At 70.4% G+C, this 22,926-nt stretch carries 18 protein-coding genes and 1 pseudogene; 7 read left to right on the forward strand and 12 right to left on the reverse strand.

Annotated elements, in window-relative coordinates:
* Nucleotides 1-57: 57 nt before the first annotated feature.
* Both hutH and hutI read right to left on the reverse strand, forming a co-directional pair.
* A pseudogene (hutH, locus tag AC1DYP_RS10905) lies at nucleotides 58-1,473 on the reverse strand (histidine ammonia-lyase); the annotation flags it as partial.
* Nucleotides 1,474-2,679: an imidazolonepropionase gene (hutI, locus tag AC1DYP_RS10910; RefSeq protein ID WP_477046343.1), complete on the reverse strand. Its 1,206-nt coding sequence runs from the start codon at nucleotides 2,677-2,679 to the stop codon at nucleotides 1,474-1,476. It abuts the pseudogene before it with no gap.
* Nucleotides 2,680-2,765: 86 nt separating this feature from the next.
* On the opposite strand from hutI, the gene AC1DYP_RS10915 reads away from it, so the two are divergent.
* On the forward strand, nucleotides 2,766-4,286 hold the full coding sequence (locus tag AC1DYP_RS10915) for a formimidoylglutamate deiminase (RefSeq protein WP_477046344.1): 1,521 nt from the start codon (nucleotides 2,766-2,768) through the stop codon (nucleotides 4,284-4,286).
* Entirely contained in the window at nucleotides 4,283-5,005 is a 723-nt protein-coding gene (gene hutC / locus AC1DYP_RS10920; protein WP_477046345.1) for a histidine utilization repressor, read from the forward strand. The genes AC1DYP_RS10915 and hutC overlap by 4 nt, the downstream gene beginning before the upstream one ends.
* A gap of 133 nt (nucleotides 5,006-5,138) precedes the next feature.
* On the opposite strand, the gene AC1DYP_RS10925 is transcribed toward hutC, so the two are convergent.
* From AC1DYP_RS10925 to AC1DYP_RS10940, 4 genes are all read right to left on the reverse strand, one after another.
* Nucleotides 5,139-5,900: an SDR family NAD(P)-dependent oxidoreductase gene (locus tag AC1DYP_RS10925; RefSeq protein ID WP_477046346.1), complete on the reverse strand. Its 762-nt coding sequence runs from the start codon at nucleotides 5,898-5,900 to the stop codon at nucleotides 5,139-5,141.
* 221 nt (nucleotides 5,901-6,121) lie between these two features.
* Nucleotides 6,122-7,747 (reverse strand): alpha-L-fucosidase, encoded by a 1,626-nt coding sequence (locus tag AC1DYP_RS10930; protein WP_477046347.1) that lies wholly within the window; start codon nucleotides 7,745-7,747, stop codon nucleotides 6,122-6,124.
* A gap of 8 nt (nucleotides 7,748-7,755) precedes the next feature.
* On the reverse strand, nucleotides 7,756-9,948 hold the full coding sequence (locus tag AC1DYP_RS10935) for an exo-alpha-sialidase (protein WP_477046348.1): 2,193 nt from the start codon (nucleotides 9,946-9,948) through the stop codon (nucleotides 7,756-7,758).
* 12 nt (nucleotides 9,949-9,960) lie between these two features.
* Nucleotides 9,961-11,910, reverse strand: a complete 1,950-nt coding sequence (locus AC1DYP_RS10940) for a glycoside hydrolase family 97 protein (RefSeq protein ID WP_477046349.1) — start codon at nucleotides 11,908-11,910, stop codon at nucleotides 9,961-9,963.
* Between the two features lie 187 nt (nucleotides 11,911-12,097).
* Here AC1DYP_RS10940 and AC1DYP_RS10945 point away from each other — a divergent pair, with 187 nt between their 5' ends.
* The 4 genes from AC1DYP_RS10945 to AC1DYP_RS10960 all read left to right on the forward strand — a co-directional run bounded on the left by AC1DYP_RS10945 (nucleotide 12,098) and on the right by AC1DYP_RS10960 (nucleotide 18,272).
* The gene (locus tag AC1DYP_RS10945) at nucleotides 12,098-14,578 is read left to right on the forward strand and encodes a glycoside hydrolase family 3 protein (RefSeq protein WP_477046350.1); all 2,481 of its coding nucleotides are present in this window, start codon (nucleotides 12,098-12,100) and stop codon (nucleotides 14,576-14,578) included.
* A gap of 30 nt (nucleotides 14,579-14,608) precedes the next feature.
* Nucleotides 14,609-16,543, forward strand: coding sequence for a sialate O-acetylesterase (locus tag AC1DYP_RS10950; RefSeq protein ID WP_477046351.1), 1,935 nt, complete (start codon nucleotides 14,609-14,611; stop codon nucleotides 16,541-16,543).
* 113 nt (nucleotides 16,544-16,656) lie between these two features.
* Nucleotides 16,657-18,009 (forward strand): DUF1254 domain-containing protein, encoded by a 1,353-nt coding sequence (locus AC1DYP_RS10955; protein ID WP_477046352.1) that lies wholly within the window; start codon nucleotides 16,657-16,659, stop codon nucleotides 18,007-18,009.
* Between the two features lie 98 nt (nucleotides 18,010-18,107).
* Entirely contained in the window at nucleotides 18,108-18,272 is a 165-nt protein-coding gene (locus AC1DYP_RS10960) for a hypothetical protein (RefSeq protein WP_477046353.1), read from the forward strand.
* Nucleotides 18,273-18,486: 214 nt separating this feature from the next.
* Here AC1DYP_RS10960 and AC1DYP_RS10965 read toward each other — a convergent pair whose 3' ends face one another.
* From AC1DYP_RS10965 to AC1DYP_RS10985, 5 genes are all read right to left on the reverse strand, one after another.
* A complete protein-coding gene (locus tag AC1DYP_RS10965) occupies nucleotides 18,487-18,936 on the reverse strand; it encodes a MarR family winged helix-turn-helix transcriptional regulator (protein ID WP_477046354.1) in 450 nt (149 codons plus the stop codon).
* Nucleotides 18,933-19,349, reverse strand: a complete 417-nt coding sequence (locus AC1DYP_RS10970; RefSeq protein WP_477046355.1) for an organic hydroperoxide resistance protein — start codon at nucleotides 19,347-19,349, stop codon at nucleotides 18,933-18,935. Before AC1DYP_RS10970 ends, AC1DYP_RS10965 begins: the two co-directional genes overlap by 4 nt.
* Before the next feature lie 110 nt (nucleotides 19,350-19,459).
* Complete coding sequence (locus AC1DYP_RS10975) at nucleotides 19,460-19,936, reverse strand: ester cyclase (protein WP_477046356.1); 477 nt, start codon at nucleotides 19,934-19,936, stop codon at nucleotides 19,460-19,462.
* A 72-nt stretch (nucleotides 19,937-20,008) separates the two neighbouring features.
* On the reverse strand, nucleotides 20,009-20,710 hold the full coding sequence (locus AC1DYP_RS10980; RefSeq protein WP_477046357.1) for a DnaJ domain-containing protein: 702 nt from the start codon (nucleotides 20,708-20,710) through the stop codon (nucleotides 20,009-20,011).
* Nucleotides 20,711-20,782: 72 nt separating this feature from the next.
* Nucleotides 20,783-21,124, reverse strand: coding sequence for a hypothetical protein (locus AC1DYP_RS10985; RefSeq protein WP_477046358.1), 342 nt, complete (start codon nucleotides 21,122-21,124; stop codon nucleotides 20,783-20,785).
* Nucleotides 21,125-21,217: 93 nt separating this feature from the next.
* Here AC1DYP_RS10985 and pdxH point away from each other — a divergent pair, with 93 nt between their 5' ends.
* Nucleotides 21,218-21,883, forward strand: a complete 666-nt coding sequence (pdxH, locus tag AC1DYP_RS10990) for a pyridoxamine 5'-phosphate oxidase (RefSeq protein ID WP_477046359.1) — start codon at nucleotides 21,218-21,220, stop codon at nucleotides 21,881-21,883.
* Here the strand turns inward: pdxH and AC1DYP_RS10995 are convergent.
* Nucleotides 21,872-22,882 (reverse strand): VOC family protein, encoded by a 1,011-nt coding sequence (locus AC1DYP_RS10995; RefSeq protein ID WP_477046360.1) that lies wholly within the window; start codon nucleotides 22,880-22,882, stop codon nucleotides 21,872-21,874. The genes pdxH and AC1DYP_RS10995 overlap by 12 nt on opposite strands.
* Nucleotides 22,883-22,926 lie beyond the last annotated feature (44 nt).

Consider the following 22,926-nt stretch of genomic DNA (forward strand, 5'->3'; position numbering starts at 1 on the left):
AGCGAAGCGCCGATCCGGGACCGCCGGAAGCGCCTGCGTTCACGCGTCGGTCCCGGATACCTGCGCCCGCAGGATGCGACGCACGCCTTCCAGGGCGGGGCTCGAGGTCAGGGGCGCGTGGAAGTCGCAGCCCTGGACGGCGGCCAGCAGCTCGATGCCGATCACCGCCTCGGCCGCCTCGACCATGGCCAGCAGGCGCCGGGCGCCGTGGGCGGCCATCGAGACGTGGTCCTCCTGGTTGGCCGAGGTCGGGATGGAGTCGACGCTGGCCGGATAGGCCTTCTGCTTGTTCTCCGAGACCAGGGCGGCGGCCGTGACCTGGGGGATCATGAAGCCGGAGTTCAGGCCCGGCTTGGGGGTCAGGAAGGCGGGCAGGCCCGAGCAGGCCGGGTCGACCAGCATGGCGATCCGCCGCTCGGCGATCGAGCCGATTTCGCAGACGGCCAGGGCGATCATGTCGGCGGCGAAGGCGACCGGCTCGGCGTGGAAATTGCCGCCCGACAGGGCCTCGTCCGTTTCGGGAAAGATCAGCGGATTGTCCGACACGCCGTTGGCCTCGGTCGACAGCGTGACGGCCGCTTGGCGCAGGATGTCCAGCGCCGCGCCCATCACCTGCGGCTGGCAGCGCAGGCAGTAGGGATCCTGCACCCTGGTGTCGCCTTCGCGGTGGGAGTCGCGGATCGCCGAGCCGGCCATCAGGCCGCACAGGGCGGCGGCGGTCTCGATCTGGCCGGGCTGGCGGCGCAGGACGTGGATGCGCGGGTCGAACGGCGTGTCCGAGCCCTTGGCCGCCTCGGTCGCCAGGGCGCCGGTGACCAGGGCCGACTGGAACAGCCGCTCGGCGTCGAACAGGGCGGCCAGGGCRTTGGCGGTCGAGAACTGGGTGCCGTTCAGCAGGGCCAAGCCTTCCTTGGGACCCAGCGTCAGGGGCTTGAGGCCCGCTTCCATCAGGGCCTGCACGGCCGGCAGGCGCTGGCCGTCGACGAAGATCTCGCCGACCCCGATCATGGTCGCGGCCATGTGGGCCAGCGGGGCCAGATCGCCCGAGGCGCCGACCGAGCCCTGGCAGGGGACGACCGGCGTCAGGCCTTTCATGAGCATGGCTTCCAGCAGGTCGGTGGTCGCCGGCCGCACGCCCGAGGCGCCCTGGGCCAGGCTGGCCAGCTTCAGGGCCATCATCAGCCGGACCACCGGAACCGGCGACGGCGCGCCCGTGCCGGCGGCGTGGGACAGGACGATGTTGCGCTGCAGGGTTTCCAGGTCCTGGTCGCCGATGCGGACGCTGGCCAGCTTCCCGAAGCCGGTGTTGATCCCGTAGACCGGCGCGCCCTTGGCCAGGATGCGTTCGACGGCGGCGGCGCTTCCTGCAATCAGCGCGGCAGCACTTGCAGGCAAACGGGCGGGCGCGCCGCGATAGACGGCCTTCCAGTCCGAAAGACTGACTTCACCGGGGTTGAGGACGACTTCGATCACTTACAGACCCTTCCAGACGCGCGCATGGAGCGGGTTGAAGCCCATGCGGTAGACAAGTTCGGCGGGACGCTCGATGTCCCAGATGGCGAGGTCGCAGGCCTTGCCGGCCTCCAGCGTCCCGATGCTTTCAAGCCGTCCGATCGCCCGCGCGGCCTCGCGCGTGACGCCGGCCAGGCATTCGTCGACGGTCATCCGGAACAGGGTGGCGGCCATGTTCATGGTCAGCAGCAGGCTGGTCAGGGGCGAGGTGCCGGGGTTGCAGTCGGTGGCCAGGGCAAGCGGGACGCCGGCGTCGCGCAGGGCCTGGATCGGCGGCAGCTTGGTCTCGCGCACGAAGTAGAAGGCCCCGGGCAGCAGCACGGCCGTGGTGCCGGCCTTGGCCATGGCGGCGATCCCGGCGTCGTCCAGGTGTTCCAGGTGATCGGCCGACAACGCCCCGAACTCGGCGGCCAGGGCCGCGCCGTTCAGGTTCGACAGCTGCTCGGCGTGCAGCTTGACCGGCAGGCCGTGAGCGCGGGCGGCCTCGAACACCCGGCGGGTCTGGGCGGGGGTGAAGCCGATGCCCTCGCAGAAGGCGTCGACCGCGTCGGCCAGGCCCTCGGCAGCGACGGCGGGGATCATCTCGCGGCAGACCAGGTCGACATAGCCGTCGGGATCGCCGGCGAATTCCGGCGGCAGGGCGTGGGCGCCGAGGAAGGTGGTGGTCACCGACACTTGGCGGGCGTCCGCCAGGGCGCGGGCGACGCGCAGGCTCTTCAGCTCGTCGTCCAGCGACAGGCCGTAGCCGGACTTGATCTCGATGGTCGTCAGGCCCTCGGCGATCAGGGCGTCCAGGCGGGGCAGGGCGTTGGCCGTCAGCTCGGCGCGCGAGGCGGCGCGGGTGGCCTTCATGGTCGAGACGATGCCGCCGCCGGCCCGGGCGATCTCCTCGTACGACGCGCCGGCCAGCCGCAGCTCGAACTCGTGGGCGCGGTCGCCGCCGAACACCAGGTGGGTGTGGGGATCGATCAGGCCCGGCGTGATCCAGCGGCCTTCGCAGTCGAGGGTTTCCAGCGCCTCGAAGGCGGGCGCGTCGGCGGCCGGGCCGGCATAGGCGATGCGGCCGCCGGACGAGGCGACGACGCCGTCCTCGACCACGCCGATACCCGCGCGATCGGTGGCGAAAGTCGCCAGGCGGGCCTTGCTCCACACCCGATCGCAGCGCATGGCCTGGGATCTCCCAATGCCGGTCCGGTCTCTTGCCGACGGCTTCAATATGTATAGACATATTCGCGCGACCCGAGGATTGTCCAGTGACCGACGACGAGTTTCCGTCAGAAGCCCAGGCCCCCCATGATCTTGGCGACGAGCCGATCTACACGCCGCCGCAGGACGTCGCGGCCGAGGTCGAGGCCGCGCCTCAGGCCGACACAGAGCGTGAACCCGAGCGTGTCGCCCAGACGGCGCCTGTGGCCGGCCCCCAGACCCTGTGGTTCGAGCAGGCCCTGCTGTCCGACGGCTGGGCCAAGGACGTGCGGTTCACGATCACCGACGGCATGATCAGCCGTATCGACACCGACGTCGCCCGCCAGTCCGGCGAGACGGCCAACGGACCGTGTCTGCCCGGTCTGCCCAACCTGCACAGCCACGCCTTCCAGCGCGCCATGGCCGGGCTGACGGAGACACGCGGACCCACCGGCGACAGCTTCTGGACCTGGCGCGAGCTGATGTACCGCTTTGTCGACCGGCTGGGTCCCGACGAGGTCCAGGCGATCGCCGCCCTGGCCTACATGGAAATGCTGGAGACCGGCTCGACCCGGGTCGGCGAGTTCCACTACCTGCACCACGACAAGGCCGGTTCGCCCTATGCCGACCCGGCCGAGATGGCGGCGCGGATCGCGGCGGCGGCCGAGGAGACGGGGATCGGCCTGACCCTGTTGCCGGTGTTCTACGCCCATGCCGGCTTCGGCGGCGTCGCGCCGGGCGAGAGCCAGCGGCGGTTCGTCCATGATGTCGACGGCTATGGCCGGCTGATCGAGGCCAGCCGCGCGGCGGTGGCCGGTTTGCCAGACGCGGTGGTCGGCATCGCGCCCCACAGCCTGCGCGCGGTGACCGGCGAGGAGCTGACGGCGATCCTCCCGTTGGCCGGCGGAGGCCCCATCCACATCCACATCGCCGAGCAGACCCAGGAGGTCGACGACTGCCTGGCCGCCACCGGTGCGCGGCCGGTGCGCTGGCTGATGAACAACGCCCCGGTCGACAAGCGCTGGTGCCTGGTCCACGCCACCCACCTGAACGCCATGGAGACCGAGCGCCTGGCCAAGACCGGGGCGGTCGCCGGCCTGTGCCCGATCACCGAGGCCAACCTCGGCGACGGCGTCTTCCCGGCCCACGACTATCTGGCGGCCGGCGGCGCGTTCGGGATCGGCTCGGACAGCAACGTGCTGATCGACGCGGCCGAGGAGCTGCGCACCCTGGAATACGCCCAGCGCCTGACGCGGCGCGCCCGCAACGTGCTGGCCAACGCGCCCAAGAGCTCGACCGGCGGCGAACTGTTCCGCGCGGCCGTCAACGGCGGAGCCCAGGCCCTGGGCGTGGCCGGCGGTCTGCGCCGGGGACGTCCGGCCGACTTCGTGACCCTGGACCGCGCCCATCCGGCGATGATCGGCCGCGACGGCGACGCCCTGCTGGACAGCTGGGTGTTCGCCGGGCGACACGGGGCCATCGACGGTGTCTGGCGCGGCGGCCGTCAGGTCGTCAGCGGCGGTCGCCACCATGCGCGCGAGGCGATCCTCGCCCGCTATCGGACCGCCCTGGGGAGCGTGCTGGCTTGACGGGTTTGAACGGCGGGACGCTCTACCAGCGCATCCGGGGACAGATCGAGGACCTGATCCGCTCGGGCGCCTGGGCCCCGGGCCGCAAGGTGCCGTCCGAGGCCGAGCTTATGGCCCAGTTCGACTGCTCGCGGATGACGGTCAACAAGGCGATGTCGGCCCTGGCCGAGGAGGGGCTGATCGTCCGCCGTCGCCGCGCCGGTTCGTTCGTGGCCCGGCCGCGCGTGCACTCCACCGTGCTCGACATCCCCGACATCCAGGCCGAGATCGTGGCGCGCGGCGAGACCTATCGCTTCGACCTGCTGGAGCTGAAGCGGCGCAAGGCCAAGGCCGGCGACGCCGACGAGGTCGCCCTGGCGGCGGGCGGCGAACTGCTGGTGCTGCGCGGCCTGCACGTCGCCGGCGACCGGCCGTTCGCCCTGGAGGACCGGCTGATCAGCCTGGCCGCGGTGCCGCAGGCGGCCGAGCTGGACTTCGCCGAGGAGTCGCCCGGCGCCTGGCTGCTGCACCACGTGCCCTGGACCGAGGCCGAGAACCGCATCAGCGCCGTCGGGGCCGACGCGGCGACCGCCGACCTGATGGCCTTGGACCTCGGAACGGCCCTGCTGGCGGTCGAGCGCCGCACCTGGCGGGCGGGCGAGCCGGTCACCTGGGTGCGCCAGCTGTTCCCGGGCGAGGCGTATGACCTGGTGGCGCGGTTCGGCCGGGCCCGTCCTTGAATCCCGCTCATCCCGGCGAATGCCGGGACCCAGATGGAATAGCGGTGTGGCTGACGCCATGAGCGCTGAGCCCCTCCAATCAGCCTCTCAGCTATAGGATCTGGGTCCCGGCATTCGCCGGGATGAGCGGATTTTATAGGGACTGCCCGTCGTCGACGGTGATCACCGACCCGGTCACCGCCCGCGCCGCGTCCGACGTCAGGTACAGCGCCATGGCCTCCAGGTCGGAGGTCTCCATCAGCCGCTTGCGCGGGAAGGTGGCGACCAGCTTCGCGCCGCCGTCGCTGTCGAACCAGTCGTCGTTCAGCTCGGTCCTGATGTAGCCGGGACACAGGACGTTGACGTTGATCCCCTTGCGCGCCCACTCGCGGGCCAGGCTCTTGCCCATGTGGGCGGTGGCGGCCTTGGAGGCGGCGTAGGCGGTCAGGCCGGGCAGCACCTTGTGCGCGCCGATCGAGGCCACCAGCAGGATGCGGCCGCGCTCGCTGGCCGGGCTGCCGGCCTTGATCATCCGCCGCGCGCCTTCGCGGGCGGTCAGGAAGACGCCGCGGGTGTTGACGTTCAGGACCTTGTCGAAGTCCTCGATCGCGATGTCGAGGGCCGAGCCCTCGATGTTGATCCCGGCGTTGGCGATCACCGAGTCAGGCGCGCCGAACGCGGCTTCGATCGCGTCGTAGCCGGCGATGACCGAGGCTTCGTCCTCGACGTCCATCGTGAAGGCCTGGGCGGCGCCGCCGGCGGCCGTGATCTCGGCGACCAGGGCTTCCAGCTTGTCGGCCCGGCGCGCGGCGGCCGCGACCTTGGCCCCGGACTTGGCGGCGGCGCGGGCGAGGGCGGCGCCGATGCCGGAGGAGGCGCCGGTGATCAGGAGGGTGCGGCCGGTGAGGTCGGTCATGGCGTTTCCTTTTCCGGCCAGTCTGGAAGGCTGCCGTAGAGGGCGTCAATGTTTCCGCGAGGCGAACCCGTGCCGCCAAGGCCCTCCCCCTGTGGGGGAGGTGTCGGCGAAGCCGACGGTGGGGGGAGTGATCGGCAGACGGCCACAACCCGGATCGAGCAGCCCTACAGCTCCCCCCACCGATCGCTGCGCGATCGCCTCCCCCACAGGGGGAGGGATTTCTAGACCAAGCCAGGTCCCGAGATTTTCACCACCGGCGTGAACGCCGGCCGCACGCTCGGCAGCGTCACCCGCAGCCCCTTGCCGTCGCGCTTGAACGCCAACGGCTCGGGCGAGCCCAGCAACTCCACCCGCCGCACGTCGCCGGCGCTCGTTGGCCCCGACGTCGCCAAGCTCTCGATCACCAGCTCGCCGTCCGGCCACGCCATCGGCAGCGCGTACAACTCCCCGCCCTTGGTCACGAACCGGATGTCCGCCGCCTCGAAGGGCTTGGCGTCGCCCTCGTTCTGCATGCCCTCGACCAGCCGCGTCGGCCCCTCGCCGTAGATCCGCCAGGGCCGGGAGGCGTAGATCGCCGGGCCGTTGACGGCGATCCAGCCGGCCATGCCTTCCAGCACCTTTTCTTCCTTGTCGTCGATTGTGCCGTCGCCGCGCTGGGGGATCGAGACCATCAGGCAGCCGTTCTTCGACACCACGTCGATCAGCCGCTGGATCACGTCCTTGGCGCTCTTGTAGCCGTCGCGGTCGTAGAGGCCGCGGTCGTAGTGCCAGTTGCCGATGCAGGTGTCGGTCTGCCAGGGCTCGGGCCGCAGGCGGTCGGAGAAGCCGCGCTCGACGTCCTCGACGATCCCGCGCCGCTGCAGGGGGCTGAGCTTCTTGCCGGTCACCACCACGTCGGTCGCGCCGCGCGCCGCCAGGGCCTGGTTGTAATAGTGCGCCGTCGCCGCCAGGCCGGCCTGGCCGAGCGGCAAGCCGTAGTTGTCGAAATAGACCATGTCGGGCCGGTAGCGGTCGACAAGGTGGTTCTGCCGCGCCAGCCAGCTCCGAATGAAGCCGGAATTGTTCGGCGGCGGGGTCTCCAACCACTCGCCGTCATGGGCGTCGTGCCAGGCGTTGGCGGTTTTGATGCTGTCGATCCCGTCGGGGATCACCATGTTGCGGCCCGTGTAGAGCTCCTGCGGATCCAGGCCCTGCCACCACTTGCCCTTGCCGTCGGCCTTGGTCAGCTGGAAGGCGTCGTAGCGCCGGCCCTTCAGCGGGCCCTCGGCGTCATAGCCGTAGGCGGTCTGCCACCAGTGCCAGGCGTGGGCCGAGTGGTTGGAAACCCCGAACCGCATGCCGTGGGCGCGGGCGACCTGCTCCCAGGTCCCGACGATGTCACGCCCCGGACCGACGCGGACCGTGTTCCAAGCGTGGTGGCGGCTGGCGTACATGTCGAGGTTGTCGTGGTGGTTGGCCATCGACATGAAGTACTTGGCCCCGGCGGCCTGGTACTTCTTCATCAGCCCTTCCGGATCCCAGCGCTCGGCCTTCCAGCGCGGGATGAACTCCATGAAGCCGAACTTCGTGGGGTGGCCGTAGGTCTTGACGTGGTGCTCGTAGAACGGGTTGCCCTGGATATACATCTGGCGGCCGTACCAGTCGCCGTATTCGGGCACGCATTGCGGACCCCAGTGCGACCAGATGCCGAGCTTGGCGTCGCGGAACCAGTCGGGGGTCTTGTAGCCGTCGGCCAGGGACTCCCAGCTGGGCTGGAACGCGGATTTGGACCCGGCGAAGGCGGGCGCGGCCGAGGCGGCGGCCAGGCCGGCGCCGAGGTTCAGCAGGTCTCGACGATTGAAGCTCATGGAAGTCCCTACTGCTGAGCCGGCGCCAAAGCGGGTGCTTGGGGATCGCCGTAGAGGATGCCCCGGCCGTGGACGCCGAGATAGACGCGGCCGAAGCGGTTCGGGTCGCCGGTCAGGGCCCGCAGCTCGGCGAAGCCCCAGCGATCGTCGTGGATCTTGATCCAGGTCTTGCCGACGTCGTCGGAGCGGAACACGCCTTCGACCCCGCCGACCTTGCCCCAGACAAACACCGCCGGATGGGTCTGGCCCGGCGCGGCCTTGCCGAAGCCGACCAGGCCGGCGTCGTCGACGCCGCTGACGGCCTTGAAGCCGGCGCCGCCGTTGGTCGAGCGCATCAGGCCCCGGGCGGTGGGCAGCCAGACCTCGCCCTCGATCCCAGGAACGGCCTTCAGCGGACCGCCCCCGGACAGGTCGCGGGCCGTGACCTTGAACGTCTCGCCGCCGTCGGCGCTTGCCAGCACCGCGCCCTGGGCGGCGTCGTAGACGTAGAAGCGCAGCGGGTTCACGCGGTCCGACGCGGGGGTGAAGTTCGGCTGGTCGCCTTTGGTCACGCCCTGGACCGGCCGCCAGGTCTTGCCGTCGTCGCTGGAGACGTAGGGGGCGGCGTCGCGCATGGCCCAGACCATCCGCTTGCCGTCGGCCGACAGGGCGATGCGGCCGGTGTGGATGTGAGCGTCGCGGGGTGGGGAGGCGGCGAAGGCGATCCAGGTCTTGCCGCCGTCGGCCGAGCGGAAGCCGGCGGTGGGCGTCGGGTCGCTGGTTCGAACGACCAGGTCGGGCCGCAGTTCGGCGTAGTCGAGGCCGCGATTAGTGCCGCCGTGCGGGTCGAAATAGCGGCTGTTGGCGGCGGTATCGAGGTCGTTGTGGCGGAAGCCGCCGATGTCGCCGATGGTGCTGATCAGGGGCCCGCCCGGCGGGCTGACCAGTTCCAGCGCCACCGTCTCCTCCAGCCCCTCGTCGTCGAACCGCCAGTGCGTGCGGCCCGAACGGTCGGCCTCGGTCAGGTTCTTCGTCCGCCACAGGCCGTAGCCGGTGACATAGATCGCCTCGTCGGGATTGGTCGGGTCGATGTCGATGTCGCCGATCCAGTGGCCCATGGCCCGGCCGGCCTTGCCCTCCAGGCTGCGAACCCAAGGCGCGCGGCCGGTGTCGTGCTCGGATCGGTCGCGAAGGGCCTTCCAGGTCTTGCCGCCGTCGGTGCTGCGGAAGACGTCGTCGCCCTTCACCCAGCGGTCCAGGGTCGAGACCACGACGGTCCCCGGGTGGGCCGGGTCGAGGCTCAGGCCGCCATAGCCGAACACGTCGTTCCCGCCGGGTCTGACGGGCGTGATGTCGGTCCAGGCGCCGCTGTCGGGGTCCAGCTTCCAGACCGCGCCGCTCGTCACGCCGTTGGGGCCCAGGCCGTTGCCGTAGGCGACATAGACCCCGCCCTTTGAGTCCAGCGCCAAGTGGTGCGGGACCAGGCCCTCGGGCTGGCCGTTGACCAGGCCCCAGGTCGCGCCGCCGTCGGTGCTGACCAGCAGGCCGCCGCCCTTGGCAGCGGCGAACCCGGCATAGACGATCGCCGTCTCGCCGGCCTTGGTTTTAAGGACCGGATCGAAGGCCACCAGGGTGACGTGGACCTTCGGAAAGGCCTCGACCCGCGACCAGGTCTCGCCGTGGTCGGCGCTGCGATAGAGGCCGTCCTTGGCGCCCAGCAGCAGCACCGCGCCCTGGGCGGGATCGACCATCAGCCGCTCGCCGGTGTTGCGGCCGTCCTCGTTGCCGCCGATCTTCACCGGCAGCTCGCTCCTGGCCCAGGTCGCCCCCTGGTCGGTGGAGCGCAGGACGGCCCCGCCGCGCGCGCCGTCGCGGGTGTATTCGCCGGCCGCCATGTAGAGCCGGTTCGGATCGTGCGGATCGACCGCCAGGCTCAGGGCGCCCGCCAACTGGCCGTCGGCGCGCTTGAGGCCGTCGTTCAGCGCCACCCAGCGGCTGGTCGCGCGGTCCAGGCGATAGGCGCCGCCGATGTCGGTGCGGATATAGACCAGGCCCTTCCGCGTCGGGTGATAGACCACGCCGCTGACGAAGCCGCCGCCCAGCACCTCGACGGTGTTCCAGCTGTAGGGCTGGACGGTCGGCGGCGCGGCGAGGGCGGGCGCGGCGACAGCCAGGACGCCCGCGGCGGCCGCCAGGACGAGGAAGCGTTTGAACCGGGACACGTACGCTTCCGTCTAGCGGGCGGGCGTCAGGCGAACGGCCGCGCCGCCGCTGGGAGCCAGCTTCAGGGTCAGGACGTCGCCGGCCTTCACCGTTTGCTTGCTGACGGCCAGGTCGGTCGGCGCCGCGCCGTCCTGGCGGATGTCGGCGGTGAACGCGCCCCCGCCCAGGAAGCCCAGCGGGACCTTCACGGTCCGCCCGGCCTCGTTGGTCATGGCGCCGATCCACCAGTCCGCGCCCTTGCGGCGGGCCAGCACGATCGACTGGCCGACCTCGCCCGTGATGAACCGCGTCTCGTCCCAGGTGGTCGGGGCGGCGCTGACGAAGTCGAGGCCGGCGGGGCTTTCGCGATAGGTGTCGGGGCTGTCGGACACCAGGCCGAACGGGCTGTCATAGACCACGTACATGGCCAGGGCCTGGCCGCGCGTGGTCTGGACGAACGGCAGGTCGTTGCGCGGACTGAAGGCCGCCGGCGCCACGTTGCGGAAGCCGCCGGGCGTGTAGTCCATCGGACCCAGCAGCATGCGGGTGTAGGGCAGGGTGACGTTGTGGGTGGCGGTGATCCGCCGGCTCCACTTGTTGTACTCCGCGCCCAACACGCCTTCCTGGGTCAGGTAATGCGGATAGGTGCGGATCAGGCCCGTCGGATGCTCGGCGCCGTGCAGGTCGACCATCAGATGGTGTTCGCCGGCCTTGGTCAGCAGGCGGTGGTAGTAGTCGACCATGGCTTGGTCGTCGCGGTCCATGAAGTCGACCTTGATCCCCTTCAGGCCCCACTTTTCATAGAGCGCCAGGGCCTCGTCCATCTGGTCGTCCATCGACTTCCAGTGGGCCCAGACCCACAGCCCGACCTTGCGCTGGGCGGCGTAGGCGACCAGGCCGGGCATGTCGATCTCGGGGATGGTCCTGGTGATGTCGGCGCCCGGTTTCACCGCGCCGCCGCCGCCGCTGTTCCTGTACCAGCCGTCGTCGATCAGCATGTATTCCAGGCCGTTGGCGGCCGCGAAGTCGATATAGGCCTTGATAGTCGCGTCGTTCATCCCGGCCTTGGGCACGCCCGAGACCACCGGACCGTTCCACCAGTCCCAGGCCGCCTTGCCGGGCTTGATCCAGCTGGTGTCGGCCAGGGCGGTCGGCGGATTGAGCGTGGCGACCAGGTTGCTTTCGATCAGCTTGCCGGCGGTCGGCGCGACCATGATCGTCCGCCAGGACGAGACGATGTCGACGCCGGGCTTGCCGCGCACGGCGACGTCCGGCCCGTCCGGCCGGGGCGACAGCTTGACCTGCACGCCCAGCCCGCCGTCGCCGCGTCCGGTCAGGTATAGGCCGGCATAGTCCTTCAGGTCGGCCTCGGTGATCGCGAAGGCCGCATTGGCGCCCTCGCAGACCAGCGGGGCGTCATAGAGATTGTGTTCGCGCAGCCTGGAGGCCTGGACCGGATCGAACTCGCCCTCGTGGCTGCTGCCGAACTTGCCCAGGTTCAGGCCCCAGCAGCGATAGTCGGCCGGGAAGTCGAAGCGGGTCTCCTCGTTGCGGACGCTGACCGCGTCGAGCCCCGGCTGCTGGGGCAGCACGTAGCGGAAGGCGACGCCGTCGTCATAGGCGCGGACGATCACCCGCAGCCGGCGCTTGCGGCCCTCGGGCTCCTGGAAGTCGACGCTGAGCTGGTTGTAGTGGTCGCGGACCGTCCGGGCCTTGCCGGCCACCAGGTCGTAGGTCGTGTCGTTGGTCGACGGGACCGCGCCGGTGATCTTCAGGCCGTGGCTGAGAGGCCCGCCGGCGCTGAGCACCAGGCCCAGCGGGGAGGGCGCCAGCAACGACTTGCCCTTGTAGGCGACGGCGTAGCGGGCCTGGCCGTCGCTGTCGGAAACCGTGACCTTGAGGGCGCCGTCGGGGGAGGAGAGCTGCTGTTCGGCGGCGCTGGCCGGACTGGCCACGAAAACCGCCAGGGCCGCGCCGGACATCAGACTCGCCGCAAATCCCCGCATGCCTTCGCTCCCCATCGCCTCTTGGGCGTTTCTATTTGTCACACAAATTAGACCGTGTATGGATCGCCGTCGAGCTTTTAGATACCGGTACCAAGAACGGTGTTCGGATTGCCCCGATCGCGTCGGCGTGCGACTGACAACGTTGTCGGAATTCAACGATAAAATGTGGGGAGTTATGAACACCAAGGCCTTCTGCGCCGCGTTGCTGGCGAGCACCCTCCTGACTGGCGCCCCTCTGAAGGGGATAGCGTTCGCCGCGGAATCCAAGAGCACCGCCCATCCGGCCCTGTGGCCCGCGGCCAAGAGCCAGGGCCTGGTGGACCCCCAGACCGAAGCCTTCGTCGATTCCCTGATGTCCAAGCTGACCCTCGAGGAGAAGGTCGGCCAGATGATCCAGGGCGACATCGGCTCGGTGAAGCCGGAAGACCTGAAGACCTATCCCCTGGGCTCGATCCTGGCCGGCGGCAGCTCGCCGCCGCTGGGCGCGCCCGACCGCTCGCCGATCGGCCCGTGGGTCAAGTCGGTCGAGACCTTCCGCGCCGCCGCCGCCCAACGCCAGGGCGGCACGCAGATCCCGCTGATGTTCGGCATCGACTCCGTGCACGGCCACGGCAACGCCGTCGGCGCCACGCTCTTTCCGCACAACATCGGCCTGGGCGCGGCCCGCGATCCGGAGTTGATCCGCAAGATCGGCGCGGCCACCGCCCAGGAGACCGCCGCCAGCGGCTTCGACTGGGCGTTCGGCCCGACCCTGACCGTGCCGCGCGACGACCGCTGGGGCCGGACCTACGAGGGCTATTCCGAAGACCCCGAGATCGTCCGCCAGTACGCCGGCCAGATGATCCTGGGCCTGCAAGGCGCGGTGTCCCAGGGCGGCGTGATCCAGCAGGGCCATGTCGCGGCCAGCGCCAAGCACTTCCTCGGCGACGGCGGCACCCACGAGGGCAAGGACCAGGGCGACACCCAGGTCTCGGAATCCGAGCTGATCCGCCTGCACGCCCAGGGCTACGTGCCGGCCATCAACGCCGGGACCATGACCATCATGGCGTCGTTCAACAGCTGGAACGGCGAGAAGATGCACGGCAACAAGAGCCTGCTGACCGACGTGCTGAAGGGCAAGATGGGCTTCGACGGCTTCGTCGTCGGCGACTGGAACGGCCATGGCCAGGTCGCCGGCTGCACGCCCAAGAACTGCGCCCAGGCCGCCAACGCCGGGCTCGACATGTACATGGCGCCCGACAGCTGGAAGGACCTCTACGCCAACACGCTGGCCCAGGCGAAGTCGGGCGAGATCCCGATGGCCCGCATCGACGACGCCGTGCGCCGCATCCTGCGCGTGAAGGCCAAGCTGGGCCTGTTCCAGCAGGCGCGTCCGCTGGAGGGCAAGGAAGCCCTGATGGCCTCGGCCGAGCACAAGGCCATCGCCCGCCAGGCGGTGCGCGAGTCGCTGGTGCTGCTGAAGAACAACGGCGTCCTGCCGGTGAAGGCCTCGGCCAACATCCTGGTGGCCGGCTCGGGCGCCGACGACATCGGCCAGCAGGCCGGCGGCTGGACCCTGTCGTGGCAGGGCACCGGCAACACCAAGGCCGACTTCCCCAACGCCCAGTCGATCTATTCGGGCCTGAAGGAGACGGTCGAGGCCTCGGGCGGCAGCGCGACGCTCAGCGTCGACGGCGCGTTCGACAAGAAGCCTGACGTCGCCATCGTGGTGTTCGGCGAGACGCCCTACGCCGAGGGCGTGGGCGACATCAAGACGCTGGAATACCAGCCCGGGAACAAGACCGACCTGGCCCTGCTGAAGAAGCTGAAGGCCGCCGGCGTGCCGGTGGTGGGCGTGTTCCTGTCGGGCCGCCCGCTGTGGGTGAACCCCGAGATCAACGCCTCGGACGCCTTCGTCGCGGCGTGGCTGCCGGGCTCGGAAGGCGGCGGCGTCGCCGACGTCCTGATCGGCGACAAGGCCGGCAAGCCGCGCACCGACTTCCACGGCAAGCTGTCGTTCAGCTGGCCCAAGACCGCCGGCCAGTTCACGCTGAACCGCGGCGACAAGACCTACGACCCGCAGTTCGCCTACGGCTACGGCCTGACCTACCCCAGCAAGACGCGCGTCGGGACGCTGTCGGAAAAGCCGGGCTTCACGATCGCCACCGACAACGTCAGCAACTACTTCGTGGGCGGCAAGACGCCGTCGCCGTTCGAGTTCAAGCCGTCGCCCAGCACCGCGGTGCAGATCCGGCCCGTGGACGCGGGCAACGTGCAGGAAGCCGGGCGTCAACTGACCTATTCCGGCGACAAGCCGGCCACGGTCTCGCTGGCGGCCGACAAGGCGTTCGACCTGTCTTTCCACACCAACGCCGAGATGGACCTGCTGATCGACTATCGCGTCGACGCCAAGCCGACCGCGCCGGTCACCCTGTCGATCGGGGCGGGCAAGCTGGACGTCACGCCGGTGCTCGAAGCCTCGCCGGTTGGCGAATGGAAGAGCCTGAAGGTGTCGCTCAAGTGCTTCCAGGCGGCGGGAACCGACGTCACCAAGGTCACCGCGCCGTTCGCGCTGTCGACCGCCGGCAAGCTGACGGTGACGCTGCAGAGCGTGAAGCTGACGACGGATCCGGCCGGAGCGGTGTGTCCGGGGAAGGCTCAATAGCAACTCGGGCGGAGATTTGAGGTGGTGTCCATGCGTTCGACAGTCCTTGGTCTGCTGGCCGCCACCGTCCTGACGACCTCCGCCCAAGCCGCGCCCGTCCTGGCCCCGGTCTTCACCGACCACGCCGTCCTGCAACGCGGCCAGCCGATCCGGGTCTGGGGCTGGGCCAAGCCCGGCGAGGTGGTCGAGCTGTCGCTGGGCGAGGCCAAGACCAGCGCGACGACGGACGCCGAGGGCCGCTGGGCCACGACCTTCCCGGCCCGCGAACCCGGCGCGGCCCTGACCCTGACGGCCCAGGCCGGGGGCGAGCGCCAGACGATCTCGGACCTGCTGGTCGGCGACGTCTGGCTGTGCTCGGGCCAGTCGAACATGGAATACCCGCTGCGCCGCTCCCTGGCCGGCGAGGCCGAGGCGGCCAATTCGGCGGACCCGAACATCCGCCTGCTGCAGACCGGCCGCACCAGCCTGCCCACCCCGACGACCGCCCTGCCCAAGGAGGCGGCCTGGCGCGCGGCGACCCCGGAAACGGCCAACAATTTCAGCGCCGCCTGCTTCTTCATGGGCCGCGAGATCAAGAAGACCACCGGCGTTCCGATCGGCCTGATCGACGCCACCTGGGGCGGTTCGATCATCCAGGACTGGATCAGCCGCGAGGGCCTGCAGGCGCTGGGCGGCTATGACGAGAGCCTGGCCGTGCTGGCCGACTGGGCCCGGTCGCCGGAGGCGGGGGTGACGCGTTGGGAGACCCAGCTGGATCGCTGGGCCGCCAAGGCCGAGCCCCAGGCCGCGGCCTGGAGCCGCCCGGACTTCGACGACCGCGACTGGAAGACCATGCCGGCCGAGCAGTTCTGGGAGACCAATCCCGGGCTGGAGACCTTCGACGGCACGATCTGGCTGCGGGCCACGATCACCCTGACCGAGCAACAGGCGGTCCAAGGTGCGACCCTGTCGCTGGGGCCGGTCGACGACCTGGACACCACCTTCGTCAACGGCCGCAAGGTCGGTTCGTCGCAGGGTTGGGACACGCCGCGCGACTACAAGATCGCGCCCGGCGTACTGAAGGCGGGCCCTAACCTGATCGCCGTGCGAGCGATCGACGCCGGCGGCGGCGGCGGGGCCTGGGGCCCGGCGGCCCAGAAGGGTCTGAGGTTCGACGACGGTTCGTTCGCCCCGCTGGGCGCAACCTGGCGCTACAAGATCTCGACCACCCTGGCTCAGACCGGCCTGCCGCCGACCGCCCCGTGGGTGGGGGCCAGCGGCCTGTCGACCCTTCGCAACGGCATGATCGCGCCGTTGATCCCCTACGGCCTGAAGGGCTTCGCCTGGTACCAGGGCGAGGCCAATGTCGCCGAGCCGGCGGCCTACGCCCGCCTGCTGCCGGCCCTGGTCGCCGACTGGCGCCGGTGGTTCGACGCGCCGGACGCGCCGTTCCTGGTGGTGCAGTTGGCCGACTTCGGGCCGCGCCAGACGACGCCGGTCGAGTCCGGCTGGGCCGGCGTGCGCGACGTCCAGCGCCGCACGGCCGCCGCCGATCCCAAGGTCGGCCTCGCCTCGGCGGTCGACATCGGCGACATCTACGACATCCACCCGGCCAACAAGCAGCAGGTCGGCCATCGCCTGGCCCTGCAGGCCCGCAAGCTGGCCTATGGCGAGACCACCCTGGTCGCCGCCGGCCCGGCGCCCCTGTCGGCGACCCTGACGGGCGGCGCGGTGGTCGTGCGGCTGGACCAGCCGGCGGTGGTGCAGGCCGACGTCCGGCCGGTCGGCTTCGAGCTGTGCGATGCGGCCGGCGCCTGCCGTTTCGCGGATGCGGCCCTGGCCGGCGATCAGGTCCGGCTGACGGTCCCAGCCGGCTTCGCGCCGGTCAAGGTGCGTTTCGCCTGGGCCGACAGTCCGATCCTCAACCTCTATGGACGGACGGGTCTGCCTGCGACCCCGTTCGAGCTGGCGGTGACGCCCCGCTAGGGCGCGCCGGCCTCCGGTGTTCTCCGCGCCGCGTCGAGGGTTCGGCCCCATGTCGGTTTGCCGGCGCCGCCCTTAGGGTTCGCCGGTTCAGTTCCGCTGGCCCAGGACGCCTCATGGCTCAATCCGCCACGCTCGACATCGACGGCGCCGTCACGCCGGACGAGGCGCGGAGCATCGCCAAGGAGGCCTATGTCTACGGCGTGCCGATGGTCAGCATCTACGGCACGCTCCACGCCTTTTCGGTCGACAAGGGCGGGCGCGAATACAAGGGGCCGTTCAACACCGTGCTGAACGTCGCCCGGGTGTTCACGCCGGACGACACGGCGTTCGTGACGCCCAATTCCGACACGCCCTACACCTTCATGGGCCCCGACCTGCGGGCCGAGCCGATGGTGATCACCGTGCCGCCCATCGAGGAGGACCGGTATTTCGTCTTCCAGCTGATGGACCTCTACACGTTCAATTTCGACTACATCGGCACGCGGGCCACCGGCAACGGCGGCGGCGACTTCCTGCTGGTCGGGCCGGACTGGAAGGGCGAGGCGCCGTCGGGGATCACCAAGGTCATCCCCTGCGAGACCGAGATGGTCAATGTCGTCGGCCGCACCCAGCTGTTCGATCCCGGCGACCTCGACAACGTCAAGGCCATCCAGGCCGGCTACCAGTTGCGGCCGCTGTCGGCCTTCCTGGACCAGCCCGCGCCGCCGCCGGCTCCGGAGCTGAATTGGGTCAAGCCGGTCCCGCCGGCCGAACTGCGCACCTCGCTCGACTTTTTCAATGTCCTGAGCTTCGTGCTGCAACTGGCGCCGACCCATCCGTCCGAGATCGAGCTGCGCGCCCGCTTCGCCAAGATCGGCGTGGTGCCGGGGCGAAGCTTCGACGCCGCCGCTCTGTCGCCCGAGATCCAGGACGCCCTGAAGGCCGGCATGGCCGACGGCCAGGAGGAGATCGACGCGCGCCGCGCCAGCCTGGGCGGCAAGAGCGACCAGCTGTTCGGGACGCGAGCCTTCCTGAACAACGACTACGTCACCCGCGCGGTGGGGACCCAGGTCGGGATCGGGGCCAATTCGCGCGAGGAGGCCCTGTATCCGATCTACGAGGCCGACGCCGACGGCCAGCCCCTGGACGGGGCGGCGGCGAACTATCGCCTCCGTTTCGCGCCCGGCGCCTTCCCGCCCGTCAAGGCCTTCTGGTCGCTGACGATGTACGACAAACAGACCCAATTGCTGGTCGCCAATCCGATCGACCGCTACCTGATCAACTCGCCGATGCTGCCGGACCTGAAGCTGGATCCCGACGGCGGGTTGACGATCCGCATCCAGCGCGAACGCCCGACCGGCGACGCGGCCGCCAACTGGCTGCCGACGCCCAACGGGCCGTTCATGCTGGCCATGCGCTACTACCTGCCTAAGCCGGAACTGCTGTCCGGGGCGTGGACTTCGCCTCGCGTCGAGCGGTTCGGCTAGGGTAGGGGGCTGGCGGCGCGCGCCCGAGTCGGCGCGCGCCGTTAACCAGCAACGCATTGACCTCCAGAGGCATTTGTCTCTCGTGAGGAGAGCGTAGCGTGCCCGATGTCGCGTACCAGCAGTTGGCCGAGCTTTGGGAGGCCGTGTTCGGCGAGCAGCCGTCCGTGGTCGCCGAGCCGGGGCTGACCGCCCAGATCCTGGTCAGCTGCCTGCCGCCGGCTGAACCCTACAGCTTCGACGCCTGGGACGAGGGCGAGGGCTAGGATGCATCGACCCGCCCTTCCTTCTATCCGTCATTCCCGCCCTTGTGGCGGGAACCCCTGGTTCAGCTGACGGTGCGCTGCCTTGGCGCGCCMGCGCGCCACTCCTCCGCCCATGCGGCGGACAGAGGGGTTCCCGCCACAAGGGCAGGAATGACGGTTGAAAGGGGAGGGGGCAGACCGACCAAGCCGCCAGCCTGCTGAATGTCGATCCGCCCTAGATCGCCAGAACCTTCAGCCGCTCGCGCAGGTCGCCCAGTTCGTCCAACGGCATGCTCAGCTTGCAGAACAGCTGCTCGGGCACGGCCTTGGCCTTGTCGCGCAGGGCGGCGCCGGCGTCGGTGAGGGTGATGACCACCCGCCGCTCGTCCTCGGGATCGCGGGTGCGCGCCACCAGGCCTTGGCTCTCCAGGCGCTTGAGCAGCGGGGTCAGGGTGCTGGACTCCAGGTCCAGCGCCTCGCCCAGGGCGCCCACCGTCCGGGGACTGGCCTCCCACAGCACCAGCATGGCCAGGTACTGCGGATAGGTCAGGCCCAGGGCCTCGAGCAGCGGCCGGTAGAGCCGCGTCACCCGATTGGCGGCGCCGTAGAGGGCGAAGCACAGCTGACGGTCGAGGCGCAGGGCCTCGACCGGTTCGCCGCTGGTCTTTTCAATCTTCGAGGTCATGCGGCCTTTGTGGTGATCGCGACGTCGACATTGCCGCGCGTGGCGTTGGAATAGGGACAGACCTTGTGCGCCGTCGCAACCAGGGCTTCGGCCTCGTCCTGGGTCAGGCCCTGGGTTTCGACTTCGAGGGCGACTTCCAGCTTGAAGCCGACTTCCAGCGGGGCCAGGCCGACGACGCCGGTCACGGTCGAGCCGGTCAGGCCGATCTTCTGCTGGCGAGCCACGTGGGCCATGGCGCTCTGGAAACAGGCGGCGTAGCCGGCCGCGAACAGCTGCTCGGGATTGGTGCCCTGGCCGTTGCCGCCCAGCGCCTTGGGCAGGGCCAGCTGCACGTCCAGCAGGCCGTCGTCGCTGCGGGCCTTGCCTTCGCGGCCGCCGGTGGCCGTGGCGCGGGTTTGATAGAGAGTGGACATCGGGTGCCTCCTTGGCGTTGTTCGATACTGAACGATTTAATCGTGCACGACTTAATGACAAGGGGCGTGGTGAAGTTTTTTATCGCGCGCGATCTTTCGGCATGGCCGCGCTACCCGGCCGGAGCCTTCGCGGCACCGACCAACGCCCCCAGCGCCTCCATCGCCGTGAGATCGCCGAGCAACTGCCGCACGATGCTCAGCGTGTCGGAATAGATCCGTTCGCAGACCAGGGTCTCGCCTTCGAACAGGAAGAAGGCGGCCATCTGGCAGCTGAAGGGGCGACCGGTTGGCGGAAGGGGGCCCAGCGGTCCCAATTGCGTGCCCTCGAGGATGAACTCGACCACGATCCCGTCGTCGACATGGCGCAGCGACAGCAGGGTGTTGCGCTGGTCGGGAAAGGTCTGGCGCGAGCTTTTGTAGTAGCGCTCGACGTCGGGCCGGCCGTCATGGACCGCCCCGGTGGCGATGATCTCGTAGTGGGGGTGGGGGAAGGTCGCCAGCACCTTGTCCCAGGCGTGGTCGATCTCGTCGGCCATGTGCTCGCGCACGATGGTCTCGCGCCGGGCGCGCAGGGCTTCCTGGGTCATGATCGCTCCTCCCGTCCGCTCTTCGGCGGCGTCGGAGGCAGTAGAACCGTCAGGTCGTGGGTTGGAAAGGGCCTAAGCCGCCCAGGCGGCCGCGAAGCGCTTCAGCTGCGAGCGGGCGGCGCTTTCGGCGCCGTCGCCCAGGGCTTCCAGGCGCAGGAACAGGTCGCCGGCCCGGTGCGGGCCGCGAGCGGGCAGGCCCTGGCCGGGCAGGCGCACCAGGCCGCGGGCGGCGGCCTTGGTCGAGATCCAGACCAGGCGCGGACCCAGGGCCGTGGCGACCTCGATCCGGCCGCCCTCGGCCAGGGCGCGGGCGTCCAGCCGCGCGGTCAGCCACAAGTCGCCGCCGCGCACCAGGGCGTCGGGATCGTGCTGGATCGTCACGCGGAAGGTGACGTTCTCGACCCGGACCTTGTCGTCCTCGCGCAGGCCGGCGGGCAGGGTCAGGCGCAGCTTGCGGGCGTCCAGGGCCAGGTCCAGCGTGCCGCCGGCGAAGGCCATGGCGGCGTCGATCCGCAGGGTGGCCTGCTCGACCCGGGCGGGCTCGGCGACGGCGGGCGGGAAATGGATCTGCCGCGCCGGGGCGTCCTGCAGCAGGCGGTAGGCGGCCAGCACGTCGCGGAACAGCGCCGCGTCGCCGCCGGGCCGGTCGGGGTGGGCGCGCTTGGCGGCTTCGCGATAGGCGGCCCGCAGTTCGCGCTCGTCCGCGCCGGGGGCGACGCCCAGGATCGCGCGGGCGGCTTGCAGGCTCAGAGCGGAGGATACGCCAACGGTCATGCCGCCGACCCTGCCGCCGTTTAGTCAACGGGGCGTTAAGTTAACTTTTTCAAGCGTTTTCAAGCGCGCCGGCTAGCGGATCTGGCTGCCCATCAGCCACACTAGGCCGAACACGCCAGCCACCCCGGCGGCGAAGGCGATCACAGCCCACGAGCCGCTCTTGCGATGCCAGGTGACCGGCTCGTCCACCTCGGGCCCCTCGACCCGCGCCCGCTCGGCCGCCTTGGCGCGCAGTCGCCACAGGTTCCAGGCCCCGCCCGCGAACAGGAACAGGCCGCCGGCCGCCAGGATGATCCAGTCCTGGACGTCGTCGCCCTTCCACTTGACCGCCTCGCCATAGCCGATCCACAGGCCGGCCGCGCACCACAGCGCCAGGGGGATCCAGGCCAGTCGCGCCCGCGTGCCGAGTTTCATCAGGTGTCCTTCAAGTCTCGCGCGGCAGATGCGCGCGACGCCCCCCGCGCGTCAAGCGTGGCCCGCTGCTGACAGGCGCCCTATATCCCTCTCATGACCGACGCGCCCCTGATCCCCGCCTCGCCGTCCGAGGACGACTATGTCCGCCAGGTGACCGAGGCCACGCCCCCGCCGCTGCTGCCGGAGGGCGATCCGATCCGCCTGTTCGAGGAGTGGCTGGCCGAGGCCGGCAAGGGCGAGCCCAGCGATCCGAACGCCGTGGCCCTGTCCACCGTCGACGCCGAGGGGCTGCCGGACTCTCGCATGGTGCTGCTCAAGAGCGTCGATGCGCGCGGCTTCGTCTTCTACACCAACACCCAGAGCGCCAAGGGCGTGGAGCTGGGCGGGCAGCCCAAGGCGGCCCTGCTGTTCCACTGGAAGTCGCTGCGCCGCCAGGTGCGGGTGCGCGGCGTGGTCGAGCCGGTGACGGAGGCCGAGGCCGAGGCCTATTTCGCCAGCCGCGCCCGCCACAGCCAGCTGGGCGCCTGGGCCAGCGACCAGTCGCGTCCGCTGCCCGACCGTCTGGCCCTGGAGCGCCGGGTGGCCGAGATGGCGCTGAAGTTCGGGATCGGCAAGGTGCCGCGCCCCCCGCACTGGTCGGGCTATCGCGTGGTCCCCCAGGTCATCGAGTTCTGGCGCGACCGCCCGTTCCGCCTGCACGAACGGCTGGTCTATGAGCGCGTGGGCGAGGGCTGGGAGACCAAGCGCCTATTTCCCTGACGGGCCGCCTAACGGACCACAAGGGTTCGCGCCGGCCTTCGCCAAGCCGTGGAACTCGATCAGCATGCCCAGGTCCTGGCTCGTCGGGGCCAGGAACGACTCGCCCTGAAGGCCTGCGTAGCGGGTGAGCTTGCGCTCGTAGCCGCGCTCGACCCAGCGCTGGGCCCGGCCCAGGTCGGCGGCGCCAAGGCTGACGCCCAGGATGCGCGGACCCTTGGTCAGCGCGTCGGCCGCGGCGCCGGGGCCGTCGGGCGTCAGGGTGAGGAGGGCGGTCGGCCCGACCGGCACGCACCAGCCCTTGGCGCCCACCGCCGGCAGGCTGACGGGGACCGCGCCGCCGTGGCCCATGCGCGCCAGCGCCGCGCGGTCGGCCTCGGGATCGGCCGAGACCAGCCAGATGGCCGACAGCGTCCTGGCGCTGTTGGGATGCTCGCGCGTGACCCGGTAGTCGTCCTGATTGGACGGATCGGCCTGATCCGGCGCGTAGCCGCTGTTGTAGTCGATGTAGAAGGTGTTGCTGGACAACGGCGCCTTGTCGAAGGCGAACAGCCGCCAGCCGGGCTTGGCGCTGTCCGGGCCGGCGAACATCGGCGTCACCGGATAGCCCAACGCCTTCAGCGAGGCCTGGACGGCGTCCAGGTTCGAGGCGCGGAAGCCGAAGGTGCGCGCGCCCGGCTGCTCCTTGAGCGCGATCCGGTCGTCCTTCATGCCGGGGTCGTAGTCTGGATCGGGGCGGGTGACGCCCAGCAGTTCGAGGAAGCTGGTGTCCGAAAAGCGGATGTAGCGGTTGGCGACGCCGCCCGGGTCCCGGCCCGCCCGGACCTGGAAGCCCAGCTTCACGGCCATGATCGCGGTGACCTCGTCGATGCCGTGGCCCCAGAGCAGGACGTGGTCCAGCCTCGCCGTCGGGGCGGGAGGGGGAGCGGGCGCGGCCAGGGCGGACGCCGAGGCGCTGGCGGAGAGGGCCAGGGCCAGCCCGATGCTCACAAAGGTCTTCACGCAGGATCTCCCGAAAATACGCCGGCCACCTCGGCCCGACGCGT

Source organism: Caulobacter sp. P1_D6, assembly GCF_056406095.1.

What these genes read in the sequence shown, in the direction of transcription:
- hutI (WP_477046343.1), bottom strand. Translation starts at nt 2,679, where the DNA reads ATGCGCTGCGATCGGGTGTGGAGCAAGGCCCGCCTGGCGACTTTCGCC.
- AC1DYP_RS10925 (WP_477046346.1), bottom strand. Translation starts at nt 5,900, where the DNA reads ATGACCGACCTCACCGGCCGCACCCTCCTGATCACCGGCGCCTCCTCC.
- AC1DYP_RS10930 (WP_477046347.1), bottom strand. Translation starts at nt 7,747, where the DNA reads ATGAGCTTCAATCGTCGAGACCTGCTGAACCTCGGCGCCGGCCTGGCC.
- AC1DYP_RS10940 (WP_477046349.1), bottom strand. Translation starts at nt 11,910, where the DNA reads ATGTCCGGCGCGGCCCTGGCGGTTTTCGTGGCCAGTCCGGCCAGCGCC.
- AC1DYP_RS10945 (WP_477046350.1), top strand. Translation starts at nt 12,098, where the DNA reads ATGTGGGGAGTTATGAACACCAAGGCCTTCTGCGCCGCGTTGCTGGCG.
- AC1DYP_RS10950 (WP_477046351.1), top strand. Translation starts at nt 14,609, where the DNA reads ATGCGTTCGACAGTCCTTGGTCTGCTGGCCGCCACCGTCCTGACGACC.
- AC1DYP_RS10955 (WP_477046352.1), top strand. Translation starts at nt 16,657, where the DNA reads ATGGCTCAATCCGCCACGCTCGACATCGACGGCGCCGTCACGCCGGAC.
- AC1DYP_RS10965 (WP_477046354.1), bottom strand. Translation starts at nt 18,936, where the DNA reads ATGACCTCGAAGATTGAAAAGACCAGCGGCGAACCGGTCGAGGCCCTG.
- AC1DYP_RS10970 (WP_477046355.1), bottom strand. Translation starts at nt 19,349, where the DNA reads ATGTCCACTCTCTATCAAACCCGCGCCACGGCCACCGGCGGCCGCGAA.
- AC1DYP_RS10975 (WP_477046356.1), bottom strand. Translation starts at nt 19,936, where the DNA reads ATGACCCAGGAAGCCCTGCGCGCCCGGCGCGAGACCATCGTGCGCGAG.
- AC1DYP_RS10980 (WP_477046357.1), bottom strand. Translation starts at nt 20,710, where the DNA reads ATGACCGTTGGCGTATCCTCCGCTCTGAGCCTGCAAGCCGCCCGCGCG.
- AC1DYP_RS10985 (WP_477046358.1), bottom strand. Translation starts at nt 21,124, where the DNA reads ATGAAACTCGGCACGCGGGCGCGACTGGCCTGGATCCCCCTGGCGCTG.
- pdxH (WP_477046359.1), top strand. Translation starts at nt 21,218, where the DNA reads ATGACCGACGCGCCCCTGATCCCCGCCTCGCCGTCCGAGGACGACTAT.